Genomic DNA, 13058 nt, shown 5'->3' with positions numbered 1-13058 from the left:
CATTGCTGGGGTTTATGGGTATTAATATAGCGCTGCTTCCTATTCCCGTTTCGTTGCGGGGTTTCCTCCTATGAACGGGATTGTCATTACAGCCCTTAAAAGGCCCTATACCTTTGTGGTGCTGGCGATCCTGATCGTCGTATTCGGTCTCAGGTCCGTTTTCAGCACACCGACCGATGTCTTTCCCAACATCCGCGTGCCGGTGGTGGCTGTTGTCTGGCAGTATTCCGGCCTGATGCCCGAGGATATGTCGGGCCGCGTCATTTATTATTATGAACGCGCGCTGACAGCCACGGTCAACAATATCGAGCATATTGAAAGCCAGTCCTATTACGGGCGCGGGATCGTCAAGATCTTCTTCCAGCCGGGCACCGATACATCGGTGGCGCAGACCCAGATCACCTCCGTCTCGCAAACGGTGATCAAGCAGATGCCAACCGGGTCTACTCCACCGTTGATCCTGGCGTATAATGCATCGTCGGTGCCAGTTATGACGTTGCAGGTCTCATCGACCTCCATGACCGCGTCCGAAATCTACGACATGGCGTCCAACCTCATCCGTCCGGCGCTGGTGTCCGTGCCGGGGTCGGCCATTCCCAACCCGTACGGCGGGCAGCCGGGGAATGTGATGGTTGATCTGGACCCCATCAAACTGCTGGCGCACAGCCTGTCCCCGGTTGATGTCTCCCGCGCATTGAATAGTCAGAACATTGTGCTTCCCGCCGGTGACCAGCGCATAGGCCCGTTTGACTGGATGGTGCAGACCAATGCCTCCCCCCGCGCGATGGAGGATCTGAATGATGTGCCCATCAAGCAGATGGGCAATTCTGTCGTCCGATTGCGTGATGTAGCCTGGGTGCACCGAGGCGGACCACCACAGACCAACCTGGTGCTGGTCAAAGGGCAGCAGGGCGTTCTGATTGTCGTCATGAAAAGTGGTGATGCCTCGACCCTGGATGTGGCGGCGGGCATTAAATCGGCACTGCCGGGCATTGTGCGGACCCTGCCGCCGGGGGTCAGTATCCGGGTGCTGAATGACGCCTCGATCTTTGTTAAGGAATCAGTCCACGACGTGCTGCGGGAAATGCTGACCGCCGCGTGTCTGACCGGGCTTGTGGTGTTGCTGTTCCTTGGTTCGTGGCGTTCCACGGTTATTATTGCCACCTCCATCCCGCTGGCCATGCTGTGCTCCATTATTGCGCTGGGCTGGGCGGGGCAGACCATCAACGTCATGACACTGGGGGGGCTGGCGCTTGCCGTCGGTATCCTTGTGGATGATGCGACGGTGATGATCGAGAATATTGATGCCCATCTGGAAATGGGGAAAGACCTCGAAAACGCTATTATCGACGCCGCTAATCAGATCGTTATTCCCACCTTTGTCTCGACCTTGTGCATCTGCATTGTCTGGATGCCACTGTTCCAACTGACAGGGGTTGCGGGCTGGCTGTTTATGCCCATGGCGGAAGCCATTATTTTTGCCATGCTGGCCTCGTTCATCCTATCGCGTACTCTGGTGCCGACCATGGCCAAATACATGCTGGCGGCTCAGGTCGCGGCCCATGCCCATGGGGGCGGCGAGCCCAAAAGCGTGTTTGGCCGTTTCCAGCGCGGCTTTCAGAACGGGTTTGAGCGCTTTCGGGTGCAGTACCGCGAACTGCTGTTGCACCTGCTGACAGTGCGCAAGCGGTTTGTGCCGATCTTTGTCCTGTGCAGTGTCGGGTCTCTGGGGCTGCTATATTTTGTCGGGCGGGACTTTTTCCCCGAGGTGGATTCCGACGTTATTGCCATGCACATGCGCGCGCCCATTGGCACGCGGCTCGAAGAGTCCGGCAGAATATCCCAACTGGTCAATCAGGAGATCATGCGCACTCTGCCGGGGCAGGTGGAAAGCCTGGTGGACAATTGCGGCCTGCCATTCAGCGCGCTTAATCAGGCCTATCTGCCCACACCATCGGTCGGCACGCAGGACTGCGACATTACGATCGCGCTTAAAAGTGCAGAAGCGCCGGTGGCGGAATACCGACAGCGCCTGCGGCACAGTCTGGCAGAGGCTTTTCCCGGCACGCAGTTTTCCTTCCAGCCGGGTGACCTGACCGCCAAGATCCTGAACTTCGGCCTGCCAGCCCCGCTGGATGTGCAGGTGATGGGGCGCGATCTTGCAGGTAATTTTGCGTTTGCCAACAAGCTGGCAGCAAGGCTGCGCCGTGTGCCGGGGCTGGTTGACGTGTTTGTCCAGCAGCCCATGACAACCCCGACCCTGCGGGTGAATGTGCGGCGTATTTACGCTCTGGGCACCGGTATTACCGAGGCAGATGTTGCCAACAATGCACTGGTGTCCCTGTCGGGCAGTTCGCAGGTCGGGCAGGTGTACTGGCTGGATACAACGACCGGCGTCTCCCATCTGATTGATATTCAGACGCCTGCGCCCTTCCTGCAAAGCCTGAATGATCTGGAACTGACCCCCATAGACAAGGGGGATGGCAATCCTGATGGCAAGACACCGCAGATACTGGGCGGGCTGAGCAAGATCGAGCAGGTCGGCACTCCCGCAGAGGTCGCGCACTACAACATCATGCCGGTGTTCGACATCTACGCCAGCAATGTGGGGCTTGATCTGGGTGAGGTCTCGCATGAGGTGAATGACATTGTCGCCCAGTCCCAGGCTGACCTGCCGCAGGGGTCAACTCTGGTCGTGCGGGGGCAGGCTGTGACGATGAACAGCGCCTATACCCAGCTTGTGGGGGGGCTCGGCCTGTCCATCCTGCTGGTTTACCTGCTGATTGTTGTCAATTTTCAGTCCTGGCTGGACCCGTTCATTATCATCACGGCGTTGCCGGGAGCACTTGCCGGTATCGCATGGAGCCTGTTCCTGACCCACACACCGCTGTCGGTGCCTGCGCTGACGGGGGCTATCATGTGCATGGGCACGGCCACGGCCAATGCCATTCTGGTGGTGTCCTTCGCGCGGGAAAGGCTGGCCGAACATGGCGATGCCTTTCTGGCGGCGCTGGAAGCCGGGTTTGAGCGGATACGGCCTGTTTTGATGACGGCCTCGGCCATGATTATCGGCATGCTGCCCATGTCGCTGAGCAATTCCCAGAATGCGCCGCTGGGCAGGGCGGTCATGGGGGGGCTGATTGTGGCCACCCTGGCAACGCTACTTTTTGTGCCGTGTGTGTTCACCATGGTGCACGGCAGGAAACATCGGGCCACGACAGCCCAAGAGGAGGGTAGGGTATGAGCCCGGATCAGAACGACAGCACCGGGCAGGCCCCCGCATCGCAGGCAGCCCGGCGGAGAAAGGCAGGCTATCTGGCCGTTGCCGGGGTGGCAGCTCTTCTGGCTGTGGTGGGCATAGCCCAGCGGCACACGGCTTTTGTGCAGCTTGCGGGTGAGGCAGAGCAGAACGCCATCCCCACAGTGCAGGTCATTACCCCCCAGCCGGGGCCAACCGAGCGCACCCTGTCGTTGCCTGCCAATATTGCGGCTTGGTACCAGGCCCCCATTTACGCCCAGGTCTCGGGCTATGTGAAAATGTGGTACAAGGACTTTGGCGCACGGGTAAAGGCGGGCGACGTGCTGGCCGAAATTGATACACCCGGCCTGGATGCGGAATATGCGGCGGCCAAGGCCAATTACAATGTGGCGGCGGCACGCTATCGTCTGGCCCAGATAACAGCCAAACGCTGGAAAGCCCTGCAAGGCACACAGGCTGTGTCACAGCAGGAAGTGGACGTGCAGGCTGCCAATGCTGAAGCTCAGCAGGCACAAATGGAAGCCGCGCAGCACGATGTTGAGCGGTATGCGGCGCTGGAAGGGTTCAAGAAAATTGTTGCCCCGTTTGACGGCATCGTCACAACCCGCCTTGCGGACGTGGGGGACTATGTCAACGCCGGGCGGGGTGATGTCACAGCCCGTGGGCAGGCGACAGAACTGTTCAGCGTGGCCGATGTGCATGCCATGCGTGTTTTTGTGGCCGTGCCGCAGGATTACTCGGACATTATCACGCCCCGTCTGGAGGCGGAGCTGAATGTGCCGCAATATCCCGAACGCACATTCCATGCCCGTTTCCTGGCCAATGCCACGGCCTTTAACCCGGCCACCCGCACGGTGACGACGGAACTCCTGCTGGACAACAAGGATGGGGAACTCTGGCCCAACGCCTATGCGACCGCCACATTCCACGCCCCCGGTGACCCCAATGAACTGACACTGCCTCTGGGTGCCATCCTGTTCCGTGCCGATGGTGCGGAGGTGGCGCTGGTGGATGATTCAGGCCGCGTGCGTCTGGTGCCGGTAACGGTAGGCACCAACTACGGCAAGACAATCCAGATCCGCAAAGGGTTGAAGAAGACCGACCGGGTCATCAACAACCCGGATGCCGGTATTCTGGATGGGCAGAAAGTCCGCCTTGTCCCCGGCGCACTGGGGTATGGCTCACGCGCAGATGAGTCGGTCGATGAGGCTGCGCACGACACCAAGCCGCCAGCGGAGCACAAGCCATGAGGGTGCATGGTCCGCGCCGTGGTCTTGGGTTTGTGGCGCGCGGTATCCTGCTGGGGTGTGCGGGTAGCCTGCTTGTTGGTTGCGACCTTGCGCCACGGTACAAGCCTGAAAAATTTGTGCTGCCAGACAATTGGGAGGGCACGGGTATTTTCAAACCCGCCCACCCGGATGATGCCGCCTTGCGGCATGACTGGTGGAGCATGCTGGGTGACGCCCAACTGAATGCGCTGGAAGATCAGGCGATGCGCCTTAATCCGGACATTCAGGCGCAGGCGGAAATTTTCCTTCAGGCGCGTGATCTGGCCATGGAGGCGCGGTCGCACCTGTACCCCCAGCTTAATGGCATGGCGAGCGGCCAGAAATACAAGGGGTCGGCCCATAGGCTCTGGCGTGGTGCCGGGGCCACCGGGCCTATGTATATGTCGTCGGAGCAGTATTCGGCCACGGCAAGCTGGGAGCCGGATTTCTGGTCCGCTATCCGCAACCGCACCCGTATGGCTGAACAGGGTGTGCAGGAGCAGGCCGCCCAGTTTGCCCTCTCGCGGTTGAGTATTCAGGCGGAACTGGCCAGTGACTACGTGCTGCTGCGGGGGCTGGATGCTCAGGCAGCTGTCTACCGCAGCGCCATACGCTATTATCAGGCGGCGGTGGAGGTGACCAAGCTGCGTCTGTCAGGGGCCATTGCCCCAGGTATGGATGTCTCGCGGGCCGAAGCGCAGCTTTATGCCACACAGGCGCAGGAAACTGACATCAAGTCGCAGCGCGATGTCATGGAGCATACCATAGCGGTGCTGGTTAATCAGGCGCCCGCCAGCTTCCACATCGCTCCGGTTGACAGTCTGCCCTTTCAGGTAAGCACACCGCCTCTGGTGCTGCCCTCCACCTTGCTGGAGCGTAGGCCCGATATTGCCATGGCAGAAAGGCGCATGGCCCAGGCCAATCGGGCCATCGGGGTGTCGCGTGCGGCGTTTTATCCGCATGTGACATTCAATGCCATGACAGGCTTCATGGATAACGGGTTTGACCTCGCCTCGCTTTACAATGCCATGTACCAGTTTGGTGCCAGTGCGGTTGTGCCCCTGTTTCAGGGTGGGTTGCGGCGGGCTGACCTTCAGCGGAGCTGGTCTCAGTACCGGCAGGCGGAAGATATTTATCGCGGCACCGTGCTGGATGCCTTCCGGGAGGTGGAAGATAATCTGACCCGTTCTGGACGCCTGAAAACACAGGTCGAGCAGGAAAAAAGTGCGGTGGATGCCGCCGTACGCACGCAGGGTATGACTATGGCCCTCTATACCGGCGGGCTGACCAATTATCTTGATGTCGTTGTCGCGCAGGTTGCAGCCCTGAATGCCCGGATCTCCCTCGTGCAGGCTCAGACACGTGAGGTGGACGCCCATGTGCAGCTTGTGCGCGCACTTGGGGGTGGCTGGTCACGTGCAAGCCTGCCCGATGGGGCGCGGGCGATCATGCCGTTCGGGCCGCTGGATTACAGTCACCTGCGGCATGCCCCTGCCGCCGGGGGGATCAGCACCGAGCGCGACCCGGCGTCCGCCAATCTGATGAGGCAGGGGGCGTCAGGGCTTGACAGCACGCCCAAGGCCCGGTAAGCGCGCCTTTCCTGTTTCGGAACGCGGGAGGTTGCAGCCAGAGCAATACGCACTGGCTGGAATCGCACGAACCGCGGTCCGGGTTCAATTATAAGGAGTCCCGGATATGGCCAAAAAAGTTGTTGGCTACATCAAGCTTCAGATTCCCGCGGGTAAAGCCAACCCGTCACCGCCGGTTGGTCCGGCGCTGGGTCAGCGCGGTCTGAATATCATGGAATTCTGCAAGGCCTTTAATGCCAAGACCCAGGGTCTTGAGCCGGGCATGCCGATTCCTGTCGTCATTACCGCTTATGCTGACCGTACGTTCAGCTTCATCACCAAAACCCCGCCCAACACCTACTTCCTGCTCAAGGCCGCCAAGGTCTCCAAGGGCAGCCAGACGGTTGGCAAGGGTGCGGCTGTTGGTAAGGTGACGATCGCTCAGATCCGTGAGATCGCCGAGCAGAAGCAGCAGGACATGAACGCCAACGACCTCGATGGCGCCGTGCGTATGCTGGTGGGCTCTGCCCGCTCCATGGGTCTTGAAGTGGTGGAAGGCTGAGCATCATGGCAAAGAACAAACGTCTGGCCGCTGCTCGGGCCAAAGTTGTCGCCACTCAGGCTTACGGGCTTGATGACGCCGTTGCTCTGGTAAAGGGCAATGCGACTGCCAAGTTCGATGAAACCATCGAAATCGCACTGAACCTGGGCATTGACCCGCGTCATGCTGACCAGATGGTGCGCGGTTTTGTCTCCCTGCCCAACGGCACGGGCAAGACCCTGCGTATTGGCGTGTTCGCACGTGGCCCCAAGGCTGAAGAAGCCAAGGCAGCCGGTGCCGATATCGTCGGTGCGGAAGACCTGATGGAAAAGGTGCAGGCTGGTGAAATCGGTTTCGACCGCTGCATCGCCACACCGGACATGATGGCTCTGGTTGGTCGTCTGGGCAAGATCCTCGGCCCGCGTGGCCTGATGCCCAACCCCAAGCTGGGCACCGTGACCATGGACGTCAAGGGTGCGGTTGAAGCTGCGAAGTCTGGCCAGGTTGAATACCGCGCCGAAAAGACCGGCATCATCCACGCTGGCGTTGGCAAGGCCTCTTTCGGTTCCGACAAGCTGGCGGAAAACATCCGCGCGTTTGTTGATGCCGTGCAGCGCGCCCGTCCGACCGGTGCGAAGGGGACCTACCTGAAAAAGGCAGCTCTGTCCTCCACCATGGGGCCTGGTGTGTCTGTTGACGTTTCGGCCTTCGCTGGCTGAAGCAAGAATGTCATGGCCCCGCCGTGAGGTGGGGCTGTGCATGAAGATGTTGTAATGGCGTCTTCTTATACCTGTCCGAAACCTCACGCGGCCTTGGGTCTTAATCGGTGGTAACGCCGGCGGGAGGTATGACGGGGATGCTGATCGCAGGCTGAACATTTCAGCCAGCCTCAGATATTCCGTTTCAAGGACAGGCGAGCGGACCTTGCTGGTCATGCCGGTGGGGTCCAAAGGGCAACCCGTTTCGCCTGGCGTCAGCCAAGTGGAACAAGACGGAGACGGGATTTGGACCGTACGGAAAAGAAGGCTTTAGTAGCCTCTCTGTCCAGCGTTTTCGCCCAGACGTCCATGGTTGTGGTCACCCAGAATGCTGGTCTGACCGTGGCACATGTGACGGATCTGCGGCGCAAGGTGCGTGCAGCGGGTGCGAACTATAAAGTCGCTAAAAACCGGCTGGCAACTCTCGCCCTGGATGGGACCCAGTTCAGCGGCATCGTGCCGATGCTCAAGGGACCGACCGCGCTTGCGTGGGCGGACGACCCTGTGGCAGTGGCGAAGGTGATCGTTGAGTTCGCCAAAACCAATGACAAGCTTGTGGTGCTTGGTGGTTCTCTTGGTTCGCAGGTGCTTGATGTATCTGGGATCAAGGCTCTGGCCGAGCTGCCGTCGCTTGACGTTCTGCGTGCGCAGCTTGTGGGGCTCATCTCCACGCCGGCTACACGTATCGCAGCCGTTACGCAGGCACCTGCCGCGCAGCTTGCTCGTGTTTTTGGGGCCTATGCCAAAACGGGTGAGGCTGCCTGACGCAATCCCTTCCTCGGAAGGGATTGACAGGATACCCGCGTGACTCCCGACAGGGGGTTGCGTTCTCTCAATCAGTATTTATATTAGGAAGACTAACCATGGCTGATCTCGCAAAGCTCGTTGACGAACTGTCCGCTCTGACCGTTCTGGAAGCCGCTGAACTCTCCAAGCTGCTCGAAGAAAAGTGGGGCGTGTCCGCTGCTGCTCCGGTTGCAGTTGCTGCTGCTCCGGCTGGCGCTGCTGCTCCGGCTGCTGAAGAGCAGACCGAATTCACGGTCGTTCTGGCATCCGCTGGCGAAAAGAAGATCAACGTGATCAAGGAAATCCGTGGCATCACCGGCCTGGGCCTGAAGGAAGCTAAGGACCTGGTCGAAGGTGCACCGAAGGTCGTGAAGGAAGGCGTCAACAAGGAAGAAGCTGGCAAGATCAAGAAGCTTCTTGAAGACAACGGCGCGACCGTCGAAGTGAAGTAAGTTTCCATTATCCCGCCACTCTGGCGGGGTTATGGATGCAGGGTTTTCGGGTGGGGGTGTATACCTCTGCCCGTTTACCTGTTTCGGGCTGGTCCGGAACGGGTCTGGTCAGGGTGGCACCTGGTCGGTGATCGAAAGCCGTAACAGTTCGGACCATCAGGCTTGCGGCGGGCCGCAGGCATGATGGTCCGAAATAAGGGCGGGGCAGGAGCAACGATGAACGCAATCACTAAATCGTTCACAGGACGGAAGCGGATTCGCAAAAGTTTCGGGCGGATCCCCGAAATCGCTCCGATGCCGAACCTGATTGACGTGCAGCGTGCGTCTTACGAGACATTTCTTCAGGCCAATGTGTCGCCTGATGCACGCGTGCCGACGGGTTTGCAGGAAGTTTTCCGGTCTGTTTTCCCGATTAACGATTTTGCCGGGCGTGGCCGCCTGGAGTTCGTCAGCTACGAATTTGAAGAGCCCAAATACGACGTCGAAGAGTGCATTCAGCGCGGCCTGACATTTGCAGCGCCCCTGAAGGTTATCCTGCGTCTGATCGTGTGGGATGTGGACGAGGACACGGGCTCCCGCTCCATCCGCGACATCAAGGAACAGCCGGTCTATATGGGCGACATGCCGCTCATGACCGACAACGGTACCTTTATTGTCAACGGCACAGAGCGCGTCATTGTCAGTCAGATGCACCGCTCTCCGGGCGTGTTCTTTGACCACGATAAGGGCAAGACACACTCGTCTGGCAAGTATCTGTTTGCCGCGCGTGTCATCCCCTACCGTGGCTCCTGGCTCGACTTCGAGTTTGATGCCAAGGACCTGCTTTATGTCCGTATCGACCGCAAGCGTAAGCTGCCGGTCACGACCCTGCTTTACGCGCTGGAAGGTGAGGCCTCTGCTGCTGCCCGTGCCGCCAAGCGTGCAGAAGGGGGTGATGTTGACGCCATGGACATCCATGGCATGGACGCCAACGAAATCCTGGGTCGTTTCTACGACACGGTTAACTTCACCAAGACTGCCAAAGGCTGGGCCCGTCCGTTTGATGCGGATTCCTTCCGTGGCATGAAGCTGCTGGCCCCGCTGGTGGACGCTGAAACCGGTGAAGTTGTTGCCGAGGCTGAAACCAAGCTGACGGCCCGTCTGGTGCGCCAGATTGCGGAAAAAACCCGCGAAGTGCTGGTGGGTGATGTTGACCTGATCGGGCGTTTCATCGCGCACGACATTGTGAACATGAACACCGGTGAGATCTATGGCGAAGCGGGCGAGGAAATCACCGAAGCACGCCTGGCATCCCTGGAAGAAGCTGGCGTTACCGAACTGCCGGTTCTGGCCATCGACGGCGCCAAGGGTCCCTGGATCCGCAACACGCTGACGGTTGATAAGAACACCAGCCGTGATGAGGCGCTGATCGATATCTACCGTGTCATGCGTCCGGGTGAACCCCCGACGGCTGAAACGGCAGAAGCGATGCTTCAGGGCCTGTTCTTCGACCCCGATCGTTACGACCTGTCCGCTGTTGGTCGTGTAAAGATGAACATGCGCCTTGACATGGATGTGCCCGATACGGTGCGTGTCCTTCGCAAGGACGACATCCTGCGTACCATCAAGGTTCTGTGTGACCTTAAGGATGGTCGCGGTCAGATTGATGACATCGACAACCTCGGCAACCGTCGCGTGCGGTCCGTGGGCGAGTTGATGGAAAACCAGTATCGTATTGGCCTGCTGCGCATGGAACGCGCCATCCGTGAACGGATGGGCTCTGTCGATATTGATACGGTCATGCCGCATGACCTCATCAACGCCAAACCGGCTGCGGCTGCTGTGCGCGAGTTCTTCGGCTCGTCCCAGCTCAGCCAGTTCATGGACCAGACCAATCCGCTGTCGGAAGTTACGCATAAGCGTCGCCTTTCGGCGCTTGGTCCGGGCGGTCTGACCCGTGAACGCGCAGGCTTTGAAGTCCGTGACGTTCATCCCACGCATTACGGCCGTATCTGCCCGATTGAAACGCCTGAAGGCCCGAACATCGGTCTGATCAACTCACTGGCCACCTATGCCAAAGTCAATAAATACGGCTTTATTGAAACGCCGTATCGCCTGGTGAAGGACGGCATACTGCAGGATGGCTGGAAGTATCTTTCCGCTATGGAAGAAGAGCGGCTGGTTGTTGCCCAGGCTGATGCCAAGGTTGACGAACAGACCGGCGCGCTGACCAGCGACTTGATTTCCGTGCGTCGTAACGGTGACTTCCGCCTCGTTCCGCCGACCGAAGTGACTGCCTGCGACGTGTCGCCCAAGCAGCTTGTATCGGTTGCAGCTGCTCTGATCCCGTTCCTTGAAAACGATGACGCGAACCGCGCCCTCATGGGCTCGAACATGCAGCGTCAGGCTGTGCCGCTGGTTCGTTCCGACGCACCGCTGGTTGGTACGGGTATGGAAGCCGCTGTGGCGCGTGATTCCGGTGCGACAATCGTTGCCAAGCGCGATGGTATTGTCGACCAGATCGACGGTGCGCGTATTGTTGTGCGTGCAACGGACAGCACGGGGTCTACCCAGGGCGTTGATATCTACCGTCTGCGTAAATACTCGCGCTCCAACCAGTCCACCTGCATCAACCAGCGTCCGCTGGTCTTTGTCGGGGACCAGGTGAAGGCTGGCGATATTATTGCCGATGGCCCTTCTACCGAGCTTGGGGAACTGGCACTGGGCCGTAACGTGCTGGTCGCGTTCATGCCCTGGAATGGTTACAACTTCGAAGACTCCATCCTTATTTCCGAACGGATTGCCAAGGATGACGTTTTCACCTCGATCCACATCGAGGAGTTCGAAGTCATGGCCCGCGATACCAAGCTGGGTCAGGAAGAAATCACCCGCGATATTCCCAACGTCGGTGAGGAAGCTCTGCGCAACCTCGACGAAGCCGGGATTGTCTATGTCGGTGCGGAAGTTAATCCGGGCGACATTCTGATCGGGAAGGTGACACCCAAGGGCGAAAGCCCGATGACGCCGGAAGAAAAACTTCTGCGTGCCATCTTCGGTGAAAAAGCTTCCGACGTGCGCGATACCTCCCTGCGTCTGCCGCCGGGGACAACAGGCACCATCGTGGATGTGCGCGTGTTCTCCCGCCGTGGCGTGGACAAGGACGAGCGCGCCATGGCGATCGAGCGTTCCGAGATCGAACGTCTGGCCAAGGACCGCGATGACGAACGTGGTATTCAGGAGCGTTCCTTCCACAGCCGTCTGCGTGAAAAGCTGCTCGATCAGACCGCAGGTGCGGGCTACAAGGGCATCCGTTCTGGCACCGTGATCACCAACGAGGTGCTTGATGAGCACCCGCGTGCAACGTGGCGCCACATTGTCGTAACCTCTGACAGTGTCATGGCCGAGTTGGAAACCCTGCGTCGGGAATATGATGCGGCTATTGCCCGTATTCAGGCCCGTTTTGAAAGCAAGGTTGAAAAGTTGCAGCGCGGTGATGAACTGCCGCCGGGCGTCATGAAGATGGTCAAGGTCTTTGTGGCTGTGAAGCGTAAGCTGCAGCCTGGTGACAAAATGGCCGGTCGTCATGGTAACAAGGGTGTTGTCTCCCGCGTTGTGCCTGTTGAAGACATGCCGTTCCTGGAAGATGGAACACCGGTTGACCTGGTTCTGAACCCGCTGGGTGTGCCGTCACGTATGAACGTGGGGCAGATTCTGGAAACCCACCTGGGTTGGGCCTGTGCCAACATCGGTCGTGGTATCGGTGATCTGGTCGATGACTACCAGCGCACGGGTGAAAAGCGTCAGGAACTGCTCGATCGTCTGAAGGACGTGTATGGCGAGGCCGTGTTTGACGAAGCCATTGCCAACATGAACAACAATGAGCTGGTAGAACTGGCCGGTAACCTGCGCAAAGGCGTGCCGATCGCAACGCCGGTGTTTGACGGTGCGTCCATTCCCGATATTGAGGCCATGCTGGAAAAGGCTGGTGTCAACCGCAGCGGGCAGTCCCAGCTGATCGACGGGCGCACGGGTGAGCAGTTCGAGCGTAAGACGACAGTCGGTTACATCTACATGCTCAAGCTGCATCACCTTGTTGACGACAAGATCCATGCACGCTCCATCGGGCCGTACTCGCTGGTTACCCAGCAGCCGCTGGGTGGTAAGGCTCAGTTTGGTGGTCAGCGCTTTGGTGAAATGGAAGTCTGGGCGCTGGAAGCTTACGGTGCGGCTTACACGCTGCAGGAAATGCTGACAGTCAAGTCGGACGACGTCTCGGGTCGTACAAAGGTGTATGAAGCCATTGTGCGCGAGCAGGATGACTTTGAAGCCGGTATTCCCGAAAGCTTCAACGTTCTGATCAAGGAACTCAAGTCCCTGGGTCTGAACGTGGAGCTCGAGCAGGGGGCCGAATAACGGTGCGCGTCCCAGCCACGATCCATTCTTATTT

Annotated in this window: 8 protein-coding genes; all 8 read left to right on the top strand. The window is 59.1% G+C overall.

What is annotated here, in order from left to right; translation table 11 throughout:
* The first annotated feature begins 70 nt into the window (after positions 1-70).
* The 8 genes from FLP30_RS00675 to rpoB all read left to right on the top strand — a co-directional run bounded on the left by FLP30_RS00675 (position 71) and on the right by rpoB (position 13024).
* Entirely contained in the window at positions 71-3244 is a 3174-nt protein-coding gene (locus tag FLP30_RS00675) for an efflux RND transporter permease subunit (protein ID WP_149277891.1), read from the top strand.
* Entirely contained in the window at positions 3241-4509 is a 1269-nt protein-coding gene (locus tag FLP30_RS00670) for an efflux RND transporter periplasmic adaptor subunit (RefSeq protein WP_149277890.1), read from the top strand. Before FLP30_RS00675 ends, FLP30_RS00670 begins: the two co-directional genes overlap by 4 nt.
* A complete protein-coding gene (locus FLP30_RS00665; protein ID WP_149277889.1) occupies positions 4506-6116 on the top strand; it encodes an efflux transporter outer membrane subunit in 1611 nt (536 codons plus the stop codon). Before FLP30_RS00670 ends, FLP30_RS00665 begins: the two co-directional genes overlap by 4 nt.
* Positions 6117-6222: 106 nt before the next feature.
* Positions 6223-6657, top strand: a complete 435-nt coding sequence (rplK, locus tag FLP30_RS00660; protein ID WP_149277888.1) for a 50S ribosomal protein L11 — start codon at positions 6223-6225, stop codon at positions 6655-6657.
* Positions 6658-6662: 5 nt separating this feature from the next.
* Positions 6663-7355, top strand: a complete 693-nt coding sequence (gene rplA, locus FLP30_RS00655; protein WP_149277887.1) for a 50S ribosomal protein L1 — start codon at positions 6663-6665, stop codon at positions 7353-7355.
* Positions 7356-7640: 285 nt separating this feature from the next.
* Positions 7641-8159 carry a 50S ribosomal protein L10 gene (rplJ, locus tag FLP30_RS00650; protein ID WP_149277886.1) on the top strand — a complete coding sequence of 173 codons (519 nt, stop codon included), beginning with the start codon at positions 7641-7643 and terminating at the stop codon, positions 8157-8159.
* Between the two features lie 98 nt (positions 8160-8257).
* A complete protein-coding gene (rplL, locus tag FLP30_RS00645; protein ID WP_149277885.1) occupies positions 8258-8632 on the top strand; it encodes a 50S ribosomal protein L7/L12 in 375 nt (124 codons plus the stop codon).
* 216 nt (positions 8633-8848) lie between these two features.
* Positions 8849-13024, top strand: coding sequence for a DNA-directed RNA polymerase subunit beta (gene rpoB, locus FLP30_RS00640; protein ID WP_149277884.1), 4176 nt, complete (start codon positions 8849-8851; stop codon positions 13022-13024).
* The last annotated feature ends 34 nt before the right edge of the window (positions 13025-13058 follow it).

Source organism: Acetobacter vaccinii (assembly GCF_008365315.1).
Lineage (GTDB): Bacteria > Pseudomonadota > Alphaproteobacteria > Acetobacterales > Acetobacteraceae > Acetobacter > Acetobacter vaccinii.
Note: the sequence above shows the minus strand (reverse complement) of the source record. Positions and strands in the feature narration are given on the sequence as shown.